This is a genomic window from Actinosynnema pretiosum, assembly GCF_024171695.1.
Taxonomy (GTDB): domain Bacteria; phylum Actinomycetota; class Actinomycetes; order Mycobacteriales; family Pseudonocardiaceae; genus Actinosynnema; species Actinosynnema pretiosum.
Map to the genome: position 1 here is coordinate 1 of NZ_JAMTCF010000028.1, position 18,703 is coordinate 18,703.

The 18,703-nt window shown below is 74.2% G+C and carries 14 protein-coding genes; 11 read left to right on the forward strand and 3 right to left on the reverse strand.

Annotated features, from left to right (window positions below; translation table 11 throughout):
- Positions 1-404: 404 nt before the first annotated feature.
- The 10 genes from manD (at position 405) to LV78_RS37290 (ending at position 15,147) form a co-directional block, all read left to right on the forward strand.
- The gene (manD, locus tag LV78_RS37245; RefSeq protein ID WP_253850909.1) at positions 405-1,613 is read left to right on the forward strand and encodes a D-mannonate dehydratase ManD; all 1,209 of its coding nucleotides are present in this window, start codon (positions 405-407) and stop codon (positions 1,611-1,613) included.
- Positions 1,614-1,618: 5 nt separating this feature from the next.
- The gene (locus tag LV78_RS37250; protein WP_253850910.1) at positions 1,619-3,049 is read left to right on the forward strand and encodes a mannitol dehydrogenase family protein; all 1,431 of its coding nucleotides are present in this window, start codon (positions 1,619-1,621) and stop codon (positions 3,047-3,049) included.
- Between the two features lie 102 nt (positions 3,050-3,151).
- Positions 3,152-4,561: an MFS transporter gene (locus LV78_RS37255; protein WP_253850911.1), complete on the forward strand. Its 1,410-nt coding sequence runs from the start codon at positions 3,152-3,154 to the stop codon at positions 4,559-4,561.
- Positions 4,558-5,580: an L-idonate 5-dehydrogenase gene (locus LV78_RS37260; protein ID WP_253850912.1), complete on the forward strand. Its 1,023-nt coding sequence runs from the start codon at positions 4,558-4,560 to the stop codon at positions 5,578-5,580. The genes LV78_RS37255 and LV78_RS37260 overlap by 4 nt, the downstream gene beginning before the upstream one ends.
- Positions 5,577-6,548 carry a sugar kinase gene (locus LV78_RS37265; protein ID WP_308208798.1) on the forward strand — a complete coding sequence of 324 codons (972 nt, stop codon included), beginning with the start codon at positions 5,577-5,579 and terminating at the stop codon, positions 6,546-6,548. Before LV78_RS37260 ends, LV78_RS37265 begins: the two co-directional genes overlap by 4 nt.
- A gap of 95 nt (positions 6,549-6,643) precedes the next feature.
- Positions 6,644-7,645, forward strand: coding sequence for a FecCD family ABC transporter permease (locus LV78_RS37270; RefSeq protein WP_253850913.1), 1,002 nt, complete (start codon positions 6,644-6,646; stop codon positions 7,643-7,645).
- The gene (locus tag LV78_RS37275) at positions 7,642-8,673 is read left to right on the forward strand and encodes a FecCD family ABC transporter permease (RefSeq protein ID WP_253850914.1); all 1,032 of its coding nucleotides are present in this window, start codon (positions 7,642-7,644) and stop codon (positions 8,671-8,673) included. The genes LV78_RS37270 and LV78_RS37275 overlap by 4 nt, the downstream gene beginning before the upstream one ends.
- On the forward strand, positions 8,670-9,521 hold the full coding sequence (locus LV78_RS37280) for an ABC transporter ATP-binding protein (RefSeq protein ID WP_253850915.1): 852 nt from the start codon (positions 8,670-8,672) through the stop codon (positions 9,519-9,521). Before LV78_RS37275 ends, LV78_RS37280 begins: the two co-directional genes overlap by 4 nt.
- Before the next feature lie 144 nt (positions 9,522-9,665).
- Positions 9,666-11,867, forward strand: coding sequence for an RNA polymerase recycling motor ATPase HelR (helR, locus tag LV78_RS37285; RefSeq protein ID WP_253850916.1), 2,202 nt, complete (start codon positions 9,666-9,668; stop codon positions 11,865-11,867).
- Between the two features lie 220 nt (positions 11,868-12,087).
- Complete coding sequence (locus LV78_RS37290) at positions 12,088-15,147, forward strand: amidohydrolase family protein (protein ID WP_253850917.1); 3,060 nt, start codon at positions 12,088-12,090, stop codon at positions 15,145-15,147.
- Positions 15,148-15,294: 147 nt separating this feature from the next.
- On the opposite strand, the gene LV78_RS37295 is transcribed toward LV78_RS37290, so the two are convergent.
- The 3 genes from LV78_RS37295 to LV78_RS37305 form a co-directional block, all read right to left on the reverse strand.
- Entirely contained in the window at positions 15,295-16,173 is an 879-nt protein-coding gene (locus LV78_RS37295) for a hypothetical protein (RefSeq protein WP_253850918.1), read from the reverse strand.
- Between the two features lie 131 nt (positions 16,174-16,304).
- Positions 16,305-17,042 carry an SDR family NAD(P)-dependent oxidoreductase gene (locus LV78_RS37300; RefSeq protein WP_253850919.1) on the reverse strand — a complete coding sequence of 246 codons (738 nt, stop codon included), beginning with the start codon at positions 17,040-17,042 and terminating at the stop codon, positions 16,305-16,307.
- Between the two features lie 46 nt (positions 17,043-17,088).
- Positions 17,089-17,934, reverse strand: coding sequence for an SDR family oxidoreductase (locus LV78_RS37305; RefSeq protein WP_253850920.1), 846 nt, complete (start codon positions 17,932-17,934; stop codon positions 17,089-17,091).
- A 94-nt stretch (positions 17,935-18,028) separates the two neighbouring features.
- On the opposite strand from LV78_RS37305, the gene LV78_RS37310 reads away from it, so the two are divergent.
- Positions 18,029-18,595, forward strand: coding sequence for a TetR/AcrR family transcriptional regulator (locus LV78_RS37310; RefSeq protein WP_253850921.1), 567 nt, complete (start codon positions 18,029-18,031; stop codon positions 18,593-18,595).
- Positions 18,596-18,703: the final 108 nt, after the last annotated feature.

Sequence of the window (18,703 nt, forward strand, 5' to 3'; positions counted from 1 at the left end):
GCCCCGTGCCCCGTGCCCCGTGCCCCGTGCCCCGTGCCCCGTGCCCCGTGCCCCGTGCCCCGTGCCCCGTGCCCCGTGCCCCGTGCCCCGTGCCCTACCCGACAGCTGTCGGGTGACATCTCCTGCCCGACGTCTCCTGCCCGGCAGCTACCCGGCGGCAGTTGCCCAGCGGCAACTCCCGCCCAGCAACTCCCGCCCAACAACCCCCGCCTGACACCCCCCGCCCCACCAGCCGCCCGACAACCCCCACCCACCGGCCGCCCGACAACAACCCCCACCCCACCACCCCCGCCCCCCTTGACTTCCTGCCCGACAAATACTTGTATACAAGCACCGGTCGCCCAGTCGACCCGTCCAACCCAGCGGGCCGAGCCCGCGCCTGCCACGCAACGAGGAGTGGTCAGTTGAGCACCATCGAGCGCGCCGAGGTCCTGATCGCCTCGCCTGGGCGCAACTTCGTCACCTTCCGCATCACCACCTCCGACGGTGTCACCGGACTGGGCGACGCAACGCTCAACGGCCGCGAGCTGGCAGTCGCCTCCTACCTCCGCGACCACCTCGTCCCCCTCCTCATCGGCCGCGACCCCGCCCGCATCGAGGACACCTGGCAGTACCTCTACCGAGGCGCCTACTGGCGCCGAGGCCCGGTCACCATGACCGCCATCGCCGCCGTCGACACCGCCCTCTGGGACATCAAGGGCAAGGTCGCCAACCTCCCCGTCTACCAGCTCCTCGGCGGACGCTCCCGCGACGGCGTCATGGTCTACTCCCACGCCAGCGGCTCCGATTCCGCCGAGCTGCTCGACGACGTCGCCCGCTTCCTGGACCTCGGCTACCTCGCCGTCCGCGCCCAGGCCGCCGTCCCGAACGTGAAGGGCACCTACGGCGTCCGCAAGGGCACCGTCTACGAGCCCGCCGCCACCGCCCTCCCCGACGAGCAGCCCTGGGACACCCCCGCCTACCTCGACTTCGCCCCCACCTACCTGGCGGCGGTCCGCGAGCGGTTCGGGTTCGGCTTCCACCTCCTGCACGACGTCCACCACCGCCTCACCCCCGTCGAGGCCGCCCGGTTCGGCAAGTCCGTCGAGGACCTGCGCCTGTTCTGGATGGAGGACCCGACGCCCGCCGAGAACCAGGAGGCGTTCCGGCTCATCCGCCAGCACACCACCACCCCGATCGCCGTCGGCGAGAACCTCAGCTCCATCTGGGACGTCCAGCACCTCATCACCGAGCAGCTGATCGACTACGTCCGCACCACCGTCGTCCACGCGGGCGGCATCACGCACCTGCGCCGCGTCTTCGACCTCGCCGCCCTCTACCAGGTCCGCACCGGCTCGCACGGCGCCACCGACCTGTCCCCGGTGAGCATGGCCGCCGCCGTGCACGTCGACATCTCGGTCCCGAACTTCGGCATCCAGGAGTACATGGGCCACACCCCCGAGGTCGCCGAGGTCTTCCACAGCGACGTCCGCTTCGAGAACGGGATGCTGCACCCCTCGGACGCCCCCGGCCTCGGCGTCGAGTACGACGACGACGCCGCGGCCCGCTTCCCGTACGACCCCCGCTACCTGCCCGTCGCGCGCCTCGCCGACGGCTCGATGCACGACTGGTGACCGCCGTGGACCGACTCGGCCTCGCCGCGCTGGACCGGCTCCCGGCGCACGCCCGCCCCGCCGCCGACCCGCGCGAGCTGCCCACCCGCGCCCTGCACCTGGGCCTCGGCGCGTTCCACCGCGCCCACCAGGCCGTCTACACCGAGCACGCGGGCGGCTGGGGCATCGCCGCGATCGCCCCGCGCTCCCGCGACGTGGTGGCCGCGCTGCGCGCCCAGGACTGCCTCTACTCGGTGGTCGAGCGCTCCCCGGAGCGCCCGACCGCGCGCGTCGTCGCCTCGATCACCGAGGCGCTGCACGCCACCGACGACGCCGACCGGGTGCGCGCCCTGCTCACCGCCCCGGAGACCTCGGTGATCACGCTGACCGTCACCGAGAAGGCCCACCACCGCCGCGCCGACGGCAAGGGCCTCGACCTCACCGCCCCCGAGATCGCGGCCGACCTCGCCGCCGACCTCGCCTCCGCCGCCCCGACCACCGTCGTCGGCCGCCTCACCACCGGGCTCGCCCTGCGCCACCGCGCCACCGGCGCCCCGGTCACCGTGGTCTCCTGCGACAACATCGCCGACAACGGCGCGGTCCTGGCCGGTCTGGTCCGCGACTACGCCGAGGCCGCGAACCGGCCCGACCGGGACAGCTTCCTCGCCTGGCTGGACACCGCCGTCGCCTTCCCGTCCACCGTCGTGGACCGCATCGTCCCGGCCACCACCGAGGACGACCGCGCCACCGCCGCGCGCGCCCTCGGCCTGCGCGACGAGGCGACCGTCGCGGGCGAGCCGTACCGGCAGTGGGTGCTCCAGGACGCGTTCACCGCCGACCGCCCGGCCTGGGAGCGCGACGGCGCGCTGCTGGTCCCGGACGTGCGCCCGTACCAGGTCACCAAGCTCCGCCTGCTCAACGGCAGCCACTCCGCGCTCGCCTACCTGGGCGCGGCGGCGGGCTGCACGACGATCCGCGAGGTGCTGCACACCTCGTGGGGCGAGCGGTTCGTCCGGGACTTCTGCGCCGAGGTCGCCCCGACCCTGCCCGAGGGCGGCCCCGACCCGGCCGGGTACGCGGACGACCTGGTCACCCGCTTCCGCAACCCGGCGGTGCGGCACCTGCTGCGCCAGATCGGCTCGGACGGCTCGCTGAAGGTGCCCGAGCGCTGGCTCGACCCGCTGCGCGCCCTGGACCGCGCGCCGCTGCTGGAGCTCGCCCTCGCGGGCTGGGTCGCCTCGACCCGCCCCGGCGACGACGACCGTCCCGTCCACGGCACCACCGACCCCCTGTCGGACGAGCTGGCCGCCTGCTGGCACGACCGACCGGCCCACCCCGAGCTCGTCGCCAGGCTCCTGCGCCTGGTCGGCGCGCCCGACCTGGCCGAGCGGACCGACCTGACCACCGCCGTCGCCCAGCGCCTCCCCGCGCTGCGCGCCGGTCGCGTCGAGTTCTGACCCACCCCGCACCAACGCCGCCGAAGACAGTCCCGTGAGTTCCGGGGGCTGCCGGGCGGACCCTCCCCACCGCACCGTCCACCCGCAGCAACGGAGCACAGGATGACGGACAGCACCACCCCTCCCCAGGCCGGGACGCCGCAGGCCGAGGAGCCGAAGGTCGCGACCAGGACCACCCGCGACCTCGCCAAGGCGGCCACCTCCGGCTGGCTCGGCACCGCCATGGAGTTCATGGACTTCCAGCTCTACTCGCTGGCGGCGGCGATCGTCTTCAACAAGATCTTCTTCCCGGACGTCAGCCCCGCCATCGGCCTCATCGCCGCGATGGCCACCTACGGCGTCGGCTACGTGGCCCGCCTCGCGGGCGCCGTCTACTTCGGACGGATGGGCGATCGCCTGGGCCGCAAGAAGGTCCTGTTCATCACCATCGCCCTGATGGGCGCCTCCACCACCCTGATCGGCGCCCTGCCGACCTACCAGATGATCGGCATCACCGCCCCGATCCTGCTCGTCGCGCTCCGCCTGCTCCAGGGCTTCGGCGCGGGCGCGGAGATCGCGGGCGCCACGGTCATGCTCGCCGAGTACGCCCCCACCCGCAGCCGGGGCCTCATCGCGTCGCTGGTGTCGCTGGGCACCAACTCCGGCACCCTGGCCGCGTCCGGCCTGTGGGCGGTGCTGATCGGCGTGCTGTCCGAGGAGCAGCTGCTGTCCTGGGGCTGGCGCCTGCCGTTCCTGCTGAGCTTCGTGCTGCTGGTGTTCGCGGTGTGGCTGCGCCGCAACCTCAAGGAGAGCCCCGTCTTCGAGGAGCGCGCCGACGTCGTCGACGGCGTCGCCCTGTCCCACCAGGAGGTCGTGGCCGCCGCCGAGCAGCAGCCCGAGGCCACCTCGCTGAAGGCGAGCGTGCGCCAGCGCAAGGGCCGCGCGTTCTTCCTGGCGCTGGGCCTGCGCTTCGGCCAGGCGGGCAACTCCGGCCTGGTGCAGACGTTCCTGGTCGGCTACCTGGCCACCACCCTCGCGGTGGAGCGCAGCGTCCCCACCTCCGCGATCGTCTACGGCTCCCTGCTCGGCTTCGTCACCGTCCCCGTGGTCGGGATGCTCGGCGACCGCTTCGGCCGCCGCCCGGTCTACCTCGCGCTGACCGCCGTCACCGCCGTGGCCGCGTTCCCGCTGATGCTCATGATCACCAGCGGCAGCAGCACCGCCACCATCCTCGGCATGGTGCTCGCGCTCAACCTCGGTGTGCTGGGCCTGTTCTCGCTGGAGAGCGTCACCATGGCCGAGCTGTTCGGCGCCCGCACCCGCTTCACGCAGCTCGCGCTGGCCAAGGAGATCGGCGGCATCCTCGCCACCGCCATCGGCCCGGTGCTCGCCGCGACGCTCACCGCCGTCACCGGCCACTGGTGGCCGATCGCCGCGATGCTCGTCGCCTACTCGCTGATCACCCTGGTGTCCGCCCTCCTCTCGCCCGAGACGAAGGGGCGCGACCTGGTCCGACTGGAGGACGCCGTATGAGAGCCGTCGTCGTGCACGGCCCGCTGGACGTGCGGGTCGACGACCTGCCCGACCCCGAGGCCGCCGAGGGCCAGGTGCTCGTGGCCGTGGAGTGGGGCGGGGTGTGCGGCTCCGACCTGGCGTACTGGAAGCACGGCGCGTCCGGCACCGCCGTGCTGCGCCACCCGCTGGTGCTCGGCCACGAGATCGCCGGCCGGGTGGCCGCGCTCGGCGCGGGCGTCACGGGCGTCGAGGTCGGCACGCCCGTCACCGTCCACCCGGCCTCGCCGGAGGGCGGGCTCCCGGACCGCCTGGCGGGCAGGCACAACCTGGCCCCGAAGGTCCGCTACCTCGGCTCGGCGGCCTTCGACCCGCACACGAACGGCGGCTTCGCCGAACTGGTCGCGGTCCGCGCCGACCAGCTCCGCCCGCTGCCCGAGAACGTCGGCACCCGCCACGGCGCGCTGGCCGAACCGCTCGCGGTCGCGCTGCACGCCGTGACCAGGGCCGGTGACCTGCGCGGCAAGGACGTGCTGGTCAACGGCGCGGGCCCGATCGGCGCGCTGGTCGCGGCGGCGGTCAAGCGCGCGGGCGCGGCCTCGGTGACCAGCGCCGACGTGGCGGCCGGACCGCTGGCCACCGCGCGCGCCCTCGGCGCGGACCACACCGTCGACCTCGGCGCGGGCGAGGAGCTGCCCGCCGACGCGGAGGTCGTGTTCGAGGCCTCCGGCGCGCCCGCCGCGCTCGGCCCGGTCCTGCGCGCCACCGCGCGCGGCGGCCTGCTGGTCCAGGTCGGCAACCTGCCGGGCGCCCCGGCGCCTGCCGCGCTCGGCGACCTGGTCACCCGCGAGATCACCTGGATCGGCTCGTACCGGTTCGTGGACGAGATCACCGACGCGGTCCGCGCGCTGGGGGAGGGCCTCGACCTGGAGCCGCTCATCGCGGGCGAGCACGCCCTGACCGACGCCCGAGCCGCGCTGGAGCAGGCGGCCGGGACCGGCGGCGGCAAGATCCTGATCCACCTGGGCGGCCCCCGGTGACCAGGCCCGCAGGCCGGGGATCCGGTGTCGTCACGATCGGCGAGACCATGGCGCTGGTGACCCTCCCGTCCTCGGGCCGGGTCACCGCCGCCGCGCCGGTCGTGCTCGGCACCGGCGGCGCCGAGTCCAACGTCGCCATCGGCCTGGCCAGGCTGGGCGTGCCCGCCACCTGGATCAGCCGCGTCGGCGACGACGCGCTCGGGTCGCTGGTGGTGCGCGAGATCCGGGGCGAGGGCGTCACCGTCCTCGCCCCGCCCGACCCGCTCGCCCCCACCGGCATGATGCTCAAGGAGCACCGGGGTGGCCGCCCCACCCGCGTCCGCTACTACCGCGCGGGCAGCGCGGCCTCCCTGCTGGAACCGGCGGACGTCGACCGGGCCGCCGTCGCGGGCGCGGCCGTGCTGCACCTGACCGGCATCACCCCCGCGCTCGGCGACGGCCCGCGCGCGGCCGTGCGGCACGCCGTCGACCTGGCCAGGGCCGAGGGCGTCGCGGTCACCTTCGACGTCAACCACCGCAAGACCCTGTGGTCGGACGGAGAAGCCCGCCCGGTGCTCGCCGAGCTGGCCGCGAAGGCCGACGTGGTCTTCGCGGGCGCCGAGGAGGCCGAACTGGTCCTCGGCGCCTCCGGGGCCACCGAGGAGGAGCTGGTCGCCGGGCTGGCCGCACTGGGCGCGGGCACCGCCGTGCTCAAGATCGGCGAACGCGGCGCGCTCGCCTGCCGCGACGGCGCGATCACCCACGTCCCCACCACCCCGGCCACCGTCGTCGACCCGGTGGGCGCGGGCGACGCGTTCGTCGCGGGCTTCCTGGCCGAACTGGTCGCGGGCAGCCCGCTGGAGACCTGCCTGCGCACCGGGAACGCGTGCGGCGGCCTGGTCGTCGGCGTGCCCGGCGACTGGGAGGGCCTGCCCACCCGCGCCGAGCTGGCCGAGCGCGCGCCGGACGGCGGCGACGTGCACCGCTGACCGCCCGAGCCGGGCACGCGCGCGAAGATCACCACCCCCGCGCGTGCCCCGGCCCACATCGGTTAGCCTCCCCTAAATAACCAGGGGGAGGTGCGGTGTCCAGGTCGGCGGTGCGTTCGCTGGGTCTGCTGCTGGCCGTCGGCGCGCTCGCCCTCGTGGTGGCGCTGAGCCTGTGGGTCGGCACCAAGAGCATCCCGTTCACCCAGACCTGGTCGCTGCTCCAGGCCGACGACGGCTCGGGCGACGCCGCGATCATCCGCGACGTCCGCGTCCCGAGGGCCGCGCTCGGCCTGCTGGCGGGCGTCTCCCTCGGCCTGAGCGGCGCGCTGATGCAGGCCCTCACCCGCAACCCGCTGGCCGACCCCGGCCTGCTGGGCGTGAACATGGGCGCGGCGGCGGCCATCGTCACCGCCATCGCGTTCCTGGGCATCACCTCGGCCTCCGGCTACCTCTGGTTCTCCCTGGCGGGCGCGGCGGTCGCGTCCGTGGTCGTCTACGTCCTGGGCGCGACCGGCCGGGGCACGGTCACCCCGGACCGCCTGGTGCTCAGCGGCGCGGCCCTCACCGCCGTCCTCTACGCCTACATCTCCGCCGTGCTCCTGCTCAACGCCCAGACCTTCCAGTCCTTCCGCTTCTGGAACGTCGGCTCGCTCGCCGGGCGCACCGCCGAGACGGTCTGGCAGATCGCGCCCCTGGTCGTCGCGGGCGTGCTCACCGCGCTCCTGCTGGGCCGCAGCCTCAACGCGCTGGCGCTGGGCGAGAGCACCGGCCGCGCGCTCGGCGCGAACCCCGGCCGGACCCGGACCCTCGGCGTCGTCGCGATCACCCTCATGGCGGGCGCGGCCACCGCCGCCGCGGGCCCGATCTCGTTCCTTGGCCTGACCGTCCCGCACATCGCCCGCGCCGTCGCGGGCACCGACCAGCGCTGGGTGCTGGCCTACTCGGCGGTCCTGTCCCCGATCCTGCTCCTCGGCGCGGACGTCGTGGGCCGGGTCGTCCTGGCCCCGCAGGAAGTGGAGGTCGGCATCGTGACCGCGTTCCTGGGCGCCCCGGTGTTCATCGCGCTGTGCAGGCGCAGGAAGCTGGCCCAGCTGTGACCCGCGTGCTGCGGGCGGGCCCGCTCTCCGCCAGGGTCAGCCCCAGGGCCCTCGCCACCACCTCGGCCCTCGCCGCCCTGGTGCTGGCGGCCACCGTCACCACCCTGGTCACCGGCGACTACCCGCTCACCCCGGCCGAGGTGCTCACCGCCTTCCTCGGCCAGGGCGACCCGTTCGCCGACTTCGTCGTGTTCACCCTGCGCCTGCCCAGGCTGCTCACCGGCTTCCTGGTCGGCGCGGCGCTGGCGGCGTCCGGCGCGATCCTGCAGAGCCTGTCCCGCAACCCGCTGGCCAGCCCCGACGTCATCGGCTTCACCCAGGGCGCGGCCACCGGCGCGATCGCCGCCACGGCGGTCTTCCAGGCGAGCATGACCGTCGTCGCCACCTCGGCCGCCGTGACCGGCCTGATCACCTCCACCGCCGTCTACCTGCTGGCGCTGCGCGGCGGCGTCCAGGGCTTCCGGCTGGTCCTGGTGGGCATCGGCGTCAGCGCGATGATGCTGGCCGCGAACTCGTTCCTGCTCACCAGGATCAGGCTGGAGAGCGCGCTGGCCGCGCAGGCGTGGCTGGTGGGCGGGCTGAACAACCGGGGCTGGGGCCACGTGCAGGTCCTCGCCGCCACCCTCGTGGTCCTGCTCCCGTGCGCGCTGGCGCTGGCCCGCAGGCTGGCACTGCTGGAGATGGGCGACCTGACCGCGACCGGCCTCGGCGTGCCCGCCGAACCCACCCGCCTCGCGCTCCTGGTGCTCAGCGTCGGACTGGCCGCCGTCGCCACCGCCGCCGCCGGACCCATCACGTTCGTGGCGCTGGCCGCCCCGCAGCTGGCCCGCAGGCTCACCGGCTCGGCCACCCCCACGCTGGTCGCGTCCGCCCTCACCGGCGGCCTGCTCCTGCTGCTGGGCGACCTGGCGGTGCAACGGCTGTTCCCGACTTCTCAGCTGCCGGTGGGCATCGCCACCGGGGCGATCGGCGGGCTCTACCTCGTGTGGCTGCTGGCCCACGAGTGGCGGAAGGGGAGCGGGCGATGACCCGGTTGCGCGGCGAGGACCTGACCCTGGCCTACGACGAGCGCCTGGTGGCGGAGAACCTGGACGTCGCGATCCCGGACGGCTCGTTCACCGTCATCGTCGGCCCCAACGCCTGCGGCAAGTCCACCCTGCTCAAGGCGCTCGCGCGGATGCTCAAGCCCACCTCGGGCACGGTCCTGCTCGACGGTGCGGCGATCTCGTCCTACCGGTCCAAGGAGGTCGCCCGCAGGCTCGGGCTGCTCCCGCAGACCTCCATCGCGCCCGGTGGCATCGCGGTCGAGGAGCTGGTCGCGCGCGGCCGGTACCCGCACCAGCGGCTGCTGCGCCAGTGGTCCGAGGACGACCAGCGGGTGGTCGCCGAGTCGATGCGGCTGACCGGCGTCGCGGACCTGGCCGACCGGCCGGTGGACGAGCTGTCCGGCGGGCAGCGGCAGCGGGTGTGGCTGGCGATGGCGCTCGCCCAGCAGACCCCGATCCTGCTGCTCGACGAGCCCACCACGTTCCTGGACGTCGCCCACCAGGTCGAGGTGCTCGACCTGTGCGCCGACCTGCACGAGGACGGCGCGCACACCCTGGTGGCCGTGCTGCACGACCTCAACCAGGCCTGCCGCTACGCCACGCACCTGATCGCGATGAAGCCCGGCCGGGGCGTGGTGGCCCAGGGCGACCCGAGCGAGATCGTCACGGCCGAGCTGGTCGAGGACGTGTTCGGCCTGCGCTGCCGGGTCATCCCGGACCCGGAGACGGGGACGCCGCTGATCGTGCCGCTGAAGCGGGAGCGCAAGGAGCGGACCGCCGGGACCGACGGCGCGGCCGGGAGCGGCGCGGCCGAGGCCGGTGCTGCCTGAGCCGCCCTGATCAGGCAGGATGGGACCGGACGGGGGAGCACGTCCCCCCAGCCTGAACATATAGCACACCGGGGGGCTTGCGGCAAGGCCCAGGCCCTGGCGCACAATCACCCGCCGAGGTCGGAACCTGCTGGTGAGGGGCACGTGTCTACACGAGGGTACGAAGAAGAACTGGACGCCGAGCGCGCCCACGTCGCGGAGCTGCACGCCCGGCTCGACGCCGAGCGCGCCCGCGTCCGGACCGAGTACGACAACGCCCTGATGGGCAACGGCGGCAACAGCGGCTCGCTCGTGGAGCGCGACACCGAGGTCCGCGCGCTGGGGCGGGAGGTCAAGCGGCTGGACGTGGCCGACAACGGCCTGTGCTTCGGCCGCCTGGACGCGCTCACCGGTGAGCGCTCCTACATCGGGCGCATCGGCCTGTACGACAAGGACGACGACTACGAGCCCGCGCTGCTGGACTGGCGCGCGCCCGCCGCCCGGCCGTTCTACGTGGCCACCGCGGCGAACCCGGAGGGGATGCGGCGGCGGCGCCAGTTCCACACCAGGGGCCGCAAGGTCCTCGACTACACCGACGAGGTGCTCGGCCGCCCCGGCGAGGAGGAGCGCGGCGACGCGGCGCTGCTGGCGGCGGTCAACGCGCCGCGCGGCGAGGGGATGCGCGACATCGTCGCGACCATCCAGGCCGAGCAGGACCGGATCATCCGCCTGGCGCACGACGGCGTGCTCGTCATCGAGGGCGGGCCCGGCACCGGCAAGACGGTCGTGGCGCTGCACCGCGTCGCGTACCTGATGTACACCCAGCGCGAGCGCATGGAGCGGCACGGCGTGCTGGTCGTCGGGCCGAACCCGGCGTTCCTGAACCACATCGGCCGGGTGCTGCCCTCGCTGGGCGAGTCGGACGTGGTGTTCACGACCACCGGCGGGTTCGTGCCGGGCCTGGTCGTCACGGCCGAGGAGCAGGACCCCGAGGCCGCGCGCGTGAAGGGCTCGCTGAAGTTCCTGGAGGTGCTGGCGGCGGCCGTGGCGGACCGGCAGACGTTGCCGGAGGAGCCGCTGGAGGTCCGGATGGGCGGGCACGACCTGCTGCTCGGGCCGGACGTGGTGGAGTGGGCGCGGCAGGAGGCCCGCGACAGCGGCCTGCCGCACAACGAGGCGCGGTCGACGTTCACCGAGATCCTGACCTACGTGCTGACCGAGCGCGCCATCGCCCGGATCGGCAAGGGCTGGCTCACCCGCGACAACAAGGAGGCGTGGGAGCGCACCCGCCGCGAGCTGCTCAAGGAGCTGGCCGACGACGACTCGTTCACCGCGCTCGTCGACCGCTTCTGGCCGAAGCTGACCCCGGCGTCGCTGCTGGCGGGCCTGTACTCGTCGCCGGAGCGGCTGCGCGCGGCCGGGGCCGACCCCGAGCTGCTGCTGCGCGAGCGCGGCAACGCCTGGACGGTGTCGGACGTGCCGCTGCTGGACGAGCTGGTCGACCTGCTCGGCCGGGACAAGGCCGACGACGCGGCGGCCGAGGCGGCGCGCGACCGGGAGGCCAAGTTCGCCGAGGGCGTGCTCGGGATGCTGGTCGAGCGCGCCGACATGATGGACGACGAGGACCACCTGATCGCGTCCGACCTGGTGGACGCCTCGGACCTGGCCGAGCGGTTCGAGGAGCGCGACACCCGCGACCTGGTCGAGCGGGCGTCGGCGGACCGGGACTGGACGTACCGGCACGTCGTCGTGGACGAGGCGCAGGAGCTGTCCGAGATGGACTGGCGGGTGCTCATGCGGCGCTGCCCGAACCGGTCGTTCACCGTCGTGGGCGACCTGGCGCAGCGCCGCTCGCCCGCAGGCGCGGACTCCTGGGGAGCCGTGCTGGACCGCTACGTGCCGGGCCGGTGGGTGTACCGCGAGCTGACGGTGAACTACCGCACCCCGGCCGAGATCATGGCCGTGGCGGCGTCCGTGCTGGCGGGCTTCGCCCCGTCGGTCCGCCCGCCGGAGTCGGTGCGCTCGTGCGGCGTGCCCCCGTGGGCAAGGCGGGTCGACCCCGAGCGGGTGGCGGAGGCGGTCGCCGAGTTCACCGGGGCCGAGGAGGGCCGCGAGGGCACCAGCGTGGTCATCGGCCCGCCGGACGTGCCGGGCGCGGTGTCGGCCTCCGAGACCAAGGGCCTGGAGTACGACGCGGTGCTCGTGGTCGAGCCGGAGCGCATCCTCGCCGAGGGCGACCGGGGCGCGGCGGAGCTGTACGTGGCCCTGACGCGGGCGACGCAACGCCTGGGAGTCCTGCACACCGCGCCGCTGCCGGAGGTGCTGGCGGGGTTGGTGGAGGTCGAGGACCCGCTGAACGCCAGGTAGTCGCGCACGCCCTTGAAGGCCCGTCCCGGATCGCGGGGCGGGCCTTCGCGCGCGCTCGGGAAACGGGGCCGCGCAAGGGCTTCCCGCCTGTCGAGACGCCCCCGAAGCACCTGACCGCCCACCCGGCGCGCGCGGCCTACCGTGGAGAACCGGCCGTTCAACGAATCGGGAGGGGTTTCCCGTGAACAGCGCACGTGCTGGTTTTCGCCGTCGAGACCTGTTGCGCGGGGCCGCCGCGGCCGGGGGTGTCGCCCTGGTCGGGCCACCGGGCCTGGCGGGCGCGCAGGACAGCGGGTCACCCGGCGCCCTCCGGAGGTTCACCGCCACCGAGGGCACCAACATCACCGCCGCCCTCTCCCCGGACGGCCGCACCATCGCCATCGACCTCTACACCCGGATCTGGCTCCTGCCCGCGTCCGGCGGCAGGGCCCGCCCGCTCACCGGGCCCGAGCAGGACGCCACCCGGCCGCACTTCGCCCCGGACGGCCGCAGCCTGGTCTTCCAGTCGTACCGCGACGGCAACTTCCACCTGTGGACGATCAACGTCGACGGCACCGGCCTGCGCAAGCGCACCTCCGGCCCGAGCGACCACCGCGAACCCCGCTTCTCCCCGGACGGCCGCTCGATCGCCTACGCCGGTGACGCGGGCGCCACCGGCTACGACCTGTGGCTGCTCGACCTCGCCACCGGCCGCACCACCCGCCTCACCGACGGCCCCACCGACGACGGCGAACCCGCGTTCAGCGCCGACGGCCGCCACCTCGTCTGCACCGCCGACGGCACCGCCATCGACCGGATCGCGGTGGAGGACCGCACCCGCACCCGCCTGGTCCACCCGGTCACCGGAACCCGCGTGCTCGCCCCCGGCCTCACCCCGGACGGCCGCCTCGTGCACACCGCCTTCGCGGGCCCCACCACCTCCCTCGTCGTCGACGGCCGGGTGGTCGTCGCCGACGAGGACCTGTTCGGCTCCAGCCCGCAGTGGCTCGGCGCCGCCCTGCTGCACACGGCGGACGGCGGCCTGCGCGTGCGCGACCTCACCACCGGCGCCACCCGCGCCATCCCGTTCGAGGCCACCGTCGAGTACGCCCCGCACACCGACCGCCCCGCCGCGCGCCCGGTCGACCGGAGATCCGGCCCGGTCAGGGGGATCGCGAGCCCGGTGCTCTCCCCGGACGGCCGCTCGGCCGCGTTCCGCGCGCTCGGCGCGCTCTGGCTGCTGCCCCTGGACGGCGGCAGGCCGCGCGCGCTCGTGGACGACGGCTCGTTCGCCTCCGACCCCGACTGGTACCCGGACGGCTCCGCGCTGGTATACACCAGCGACCGCACCGGCACTCCCGCGCTGTGGCGGCACGACCCGGCCACCGGCGTCGACACCCGCCTCGCCGACCTCCCCGGCGCGCAGCTCACCCCCAGGGTCGCCCCGGACGGCGAGCGGATCGCGTTCCAGGACGCGGACGGCGCCACCTGGGTGCTCTCCGGCGGCGTCGCCACGCAGGTGCTGCCCGCGCTGTTCCAACCCGGCCGCCCCACCTGGTCCCCGGACGGCCGCACGCTCGCGCTGGCCGCCGTGAAGCCGTTCTCGCAGCGCTACCGCGAGGGCACGAACCAGGTCCTCACCGTCGCGCTCGACACCGGCGAGGTCCGCTACGCCGAACCGCTGCCGGGGAAGTCCCTGTCCACCAGGGGAGACGACGGGCCGGTGTGGTCCCCGGACGGCCGGTGGCTGGCGCTCGTCGTGGAGAGCGCGCTGTGGGTCGTCCCGGTCGACGCGCGCGGCGCGGTCACCGGCCGGGCCCGCAGGATCGCGGCCGGTCCGGCGGACGCGCCGTCGTGGAGCGGCGACTCGAAGACCTTGCTGCACCTGGAGAACGGCGCGCTGGTGCGCACCGGCCTCGACGGCCGCGCCCGCCGCTCCGGGGTCCCGCTGACCTGGGCCAGGCCGCGCGCCGGTGGCCGCAAGGTGCTGCGCGCGGGCGCGCTGTGGGACGGCCGCGCCGGGACGCTGCGCCGCGCCGCCGACGTGCTGATCAACGGCGACCGGGTCGAGTCCGTGCACGACCGCCGCGCGTGGCCGGGCCTGGAGGTCGTGGACGCCTCGCGGTTCACCGTGCTGCCCGGCCTGATCGACGCGCACAACCACTGGCACCTGCGCGGCAGGCAGTGGGGCGACCGGCAGGGCAGGTTGTGGCTGGCCTACGGCATCACCACCACCCGCTCGCCCGGCGACCCGGCCTACCAGATGGTCGAGACCAGGGAGGCCCTGGACGCGGGCAAGCGGATCGGACCGCGCTACCTGGCCACCGGCGAGGCGGTCGACGGCGGCCGGGTCTACTACAACTTCATGCGCACCACGACCAGCCCCGAGCAGGTCGATCTGGAACTGTCCCGCGCGATCGCGCTGGAGTACGACCTGATCAAGACCTACGTGCGCCTGCCGGTCGACCTCCAGCGCCGCGCCGTCGACCTCGCCCACCGCGCCGGGCTGCCGCTCACCTCGCACTACCTGTACCCGGCGGTCGGGATCGGCATGGACGGCATGGAGCACGTCGGCGCCACCAACCGGCTCGGCTACTCGCACACCAACAGCCGCCTGGGGCGCGGATACCGCGACGTGACCGGGCTGTTCGCCGCCTCCGGCATGTCGATCACCACGACCCTGTTCCAGTCGGCGGTCCTGCACGGGGACGACCCGTCCCTGGTGCACGACCCCAGGACCACCGCGCTGTTCCCGCCCTGGGAGCACCAGCGGTTCGTCCAGGAGGCCGAGGGCTACGCCCAGGACACCCCGGCCAACCGGCAGACCAGGGAGGTGCTGCGCGGCAACGCCGCCACGCTGCTCGCCGTGCACCGGGGCGGCGGGCTGGTGCTCGGCGGCACGGACGCGCCGCTGGACAAGATCGCGGTCGGGCTGCACCAGAACCTGAGGGGCCTGGTGGCGCACGGCTTCACCCCGCACGAGGCGCTGACGACGGTGACCGCCAACCCGGCCCGCTGGTTGGGGCTGGCCGACCGGATCGGCGTGGTGAAGCCGGGCGCGTGGGCAGACCTGATCGGGGTGGAGGGCGACCCGCTGCGCGACATCAGGACGGTGGCGAACACCCGGCTCGTGGTGACCGGCGGCGTGGTGCGCACCCCGGAGGAGCTGATCGGCCCGTTCGCCGAATCCCACTCTGCTTCCGAAGGCGCGACACCGGTGGGTGAACCACTGCCCAGCGTGAACCCGGACCTGTTCTGGTGGCACGGCGAGCCGGAGTGGTCAGTGCATTTGTGTCATTGACGAGCGGGCAGGTGCACTGTTTCCCGGAAATGTGATCGCTGCATCTCCCGAACGCCGCGCAAGAATCGCAAAGGGTTTTTCACGGCGTGAACCGGGGTCGTGCGGTTCCCCACACCGCACGACCCCGGCGCCGCGTGAAGCGCCGCGTCAGGCGTCGCGCCCACGTCGATGCGCCCACACACCCGCCCCTGCGGCGGTCAGCAGCACCAGCGCGCCACCGACCAGCGGGAACGCCCCGCCGTCACCACCGGCCGAGGCCGCGGCCCCGGTGTCGGCGCCACCCCTGGGCTTCACCGGCACCTGCGGCTGGGCCTTCGGCGAGGTCGTCACCCCGGTGCTCGTCGGCGAGCCGCTGGCGGCGGAATCGACGATGAACTCGACCGTGTGAGGCTTGCCCTCCACGCAGGTGAACGACGCCGTGTAGGTGCCCGGCTCGGCGTCGGCGTCCACCGTGGCCGATACCGACATCCCGCTCTCCACCGGGGCGTCCAGTGCGCGGGTCAGCGGGAAGTCGACGGTCAGCACCGACGAGGTGACCTCGGACTCGATGAACTCCGGGTTCCAGCAGTACCCGAGAACGAAGATCCGCTCACCGGGTGACACGGTGCCGTTCTGCCCGATGGACAGCGAGGTGTACGGCGGGTCCGACGCCGCGACCTGGAAGTCCGCGAAGGTCAGGTTGCCGGGCGGCCCGCAGGCGATGTGCGCGGACCCCTTGCCCAGCGGAGCGTTCGCCGCGACGTGCGCCTTCCCGCTGAGCCGCCAGACCCCGTCCTCGCCCCGTTCGCCGGTCAGCCCGGAGCCCTGGAGCGTGAAGGACGCGATGGGCAGCGGCATCGTGGCGAGTTCCGGGTAGTCGCAGGTGGCGGTGATCGTGACCTCCTGCCCCTGCGTGACCACGTTCGGTGACACCTCGAACGTCCCGTAGCTCTCCTCGGCGACCGCTGATGGAGCCACCCCCAACAACGCCAGTCCCAGCAGCGCGGCTCCTCCGAGTGCGCGCAGCACAGCCAATCGATTTCTCATGGACTCCCCCAGAAAACTGCGGCAGACAACCGCAACGGCCCCCGCCGTCGTCCTGCTCGCACCGTTGAAGACGTGCGCGGCGCAAGCGGGTTGCGCATCCGGAGAAATCTTTTGAGGGGCTCTCCGGTCGCTCACCCCGCCGACGTCAGCAGGAAACCGCCGTCCGCGAGGAACTCCGAGCCCGTCGCGAAGCGCGCCCGGTCCGAGGCGGCGAACAGCACGAAGTCCGCGACCTCCCGGACGTCCGCCCTGCGCGGGATGGGGAAGTTGTTCACCGGCACCAGTTCCCGCCCGTCCGGCCCGTATGCCAGCGGGGTCTCGATGATGCCGGGGTGGACCGCGTTGACCCGGATGCCGTCACCGGCCAGCTCCGCCGCCGCCGCGCGCAGCAGACCGCGCAGCGCCCACTTGCTGCTGCTGTAGGCGACCAGTCCGGGCGCGGCGGCCAGGCCCGCGATCGAGTTCACGTTCACGATCGAGCCGCCACCCGCCTTCCGCATGGACGGGGCCGCCGCCCGGATGCCCAGGAGCGCGCCGGTGAGGTTGGTGTCGAGCACCTGGCGGAAGTCGTCCAGCGGGATGGACTCGGTGGTGCCGGTGCGCAGGTGGGCGGCGTTGTTGATCAGGACGTCCACGGGCCCGAAGCGCTCTTCGGCGCGGTCGACGGCATCTGCCCACTCGGCCTCGCTGGTGACGTCGAGCCGCACGCCCAGCGCCGGGCCGTCGAGGGTGGCGGCCAGCTCGGCGAAGCCGGTGCGCCCGGCGACGACGGTGTTCGCGCCCGCCGAGGCGAACCCGGCGGACAGCGCGGCGCCGAGCGCGCCGGTCGCGCCGGTGATCAGGACGGTCTTGCCGGTGAAGTCGTGCACGGTCGGAACTCCTTGCGGTGTCAGGGGAGCGGGAGCGGGGGATTGGTCAGCGGACGTCGTCGGCGTCGGTGGAGTGGGCCAGCTCGCGGCCCGCCTCCAGCGCCGAGAGGCGGTCGCGCAGGGCGGCGGTGGCGAGCGCGTAGGCGTCCGAGCCGAGGGTCAGGCGCAGCGGCGCGTCGGCGCGGTCGGCGGAGTCGATGATCGCGGCGGCGATCCTGGTGGGGTCGCCGGGCGTGGGCAGGGGCGGCAGCTCGCCCGCGACGACGCGGCGCAGCTGCCCGGACGGGCCGTCGGCGTACTCGGGCAGCGGCGCCCCGAAGACCGCGCCACCGCCGCCGAAGTTGGTGCGGGACATGCCGGGTTCGACGATCGTGACGCCGATGCCGAACGGCGCCAGTTCCGGCGCGGTGGACTCCCAGAAGCCCTCGACGCCCCACTTGGTGGCGTGGTAGAGGCTCATGGCGGGGAAGGCGATCTGGCCGCCGACGCTGGCGATCTGGAAGATCCGGCCGCCGCCCTGGCGGCGCAGGTGCGGCACGACCGCGCGGGCGAGCTGGACGGACGCGGTGAGGTTCGTGGCGATCTGCCGGTCGATCTGCTCGTCGGACACCTCCTCGGCCGCCCCGAACAGCCCGTAGCCCGCGTTGGACACGACGACGTCGATCCGCCCGAGCTCGGCGAAGGCGCGGTCCACGACCTCGCGCTGCCGGGCGGTGTCGGTGACGTCGAGCGCGGCGCGCCAGAGCCGGTCACCGTGCTCGGCGGCCAGGTCGTCGAGGGTCTCGGGGCGGCGCGCGGTGGCGGCGACCCGCTCGCCGCGCGCCAGGAGCTGCGCGGTCAGCTCGCGGCCGAAGCCGGAGGACGTGCCGGTGATGAACCAGGTGCGGGTCATGGTGTGGGGCTCCTCGGTAGGTAACTAACTAGGTACATTCCTACGCGGTTCGGCGGCGGATGTAAACACCTGGTTGGTTATGTACGATCGGCCCATGCCACCTGACGCGACCGAGACCAAGCGCCGGATCATGGCGGCGTCGATCGAGGAGTTCGCCCGGTACGGCCTCGCGGGAGCGCGGGTCGACCGCATCGCCGAGACCGCGTCGGCCAACAAGCGGTCGATCTACGTGCACTTCGGCGCGAAGGAGGAGCTGTTCGACCTGGTCGTCGCCGAGACCATGTCCGAGCTGGCGCGGGCGGTGGTGATCGACGCGACCGACCTGCCCCGCTACGCGGCCGAGCTGTTCGACCGGTTGGAACAGCGCCCGCAGGTGCGCAGGCTCTACCTGTGGGCGGGCCTGGAGCGGCAGAGCCCGGTGGACGCGGAGGTCGCGGAGTACCGCCGCAACGTCACCGCCATCGCGGCCGAGCAGGCGGCGGGGCGGGTGCGCGCGGACATCCCGGCGGTGGAGCTGATGGCGATGGTGATCGCGCTGGTGATGAGCTGGGACACCGCGTCGTGGTCGCTGAAGGCGCTGGGGGAGGAGGCCGGTGCGCAGGCCTCGGACCGGAGCGCGGCGGTGGCTGCGGCGGTGGCGGGACTGATCCGGCCGGTCTGATCCGGCGGGTCTGAGGGTGGCCGGGCCCGCTCCCGCTCCAGGCGGAGTGGGAGCGGGCCAGGGCGAGGTCATCGGGACTGTCGGACCCGCCGGATACGGTGCCCGCAC

Excerpts from the sequence above, each read along its gene's own strand:
- LV78_RS37305 (WP_253850920.1), bottom strand. The coding sequence starts at position 17,934 with ATGACCCGCACCTGGTTCATCACCGGCACGTCCTCCGGCTTCGGCCGC.
- LV78_RS37295 (WP_253850918.1), bottom strand. The coding sequence starts at position 16,173 with ATGAGAAATCGATTGGCTGTGCTGCGCGCACTCGGAGGAGCCGCGCTG.
- LV78_RS37255 (WP_253850911.1), top strand. The coding sequence starts at position 3,152 with ATGACGGACAGCACCACCCCTCCCCAGGCCGGGACGCCGCAGGCCGAG.
- LV78_RS37280 (WP_253850915.1), top strand. The coding sequence starts at position 8,670 with ATGACCCGGTTGCGCGGCGAGGACCTGACCCTGGCCTACGACGAGCGC.
- LV78_RS37260 (WP_253850912.1), top strand. The coding sequence starts at position 4,558 with ATGAGAGCCGTCGTCGTGCACGGCCCGCTGGACGTGCGGGTCGACGAC.
- LV78_RS37310 (WP_253850921.1), top strand. The coding sequence starts at position 18,029 with ATGCCACCTGACGCGACCGAGACCAAGCGCCGGATCATGGCGGCGTCG.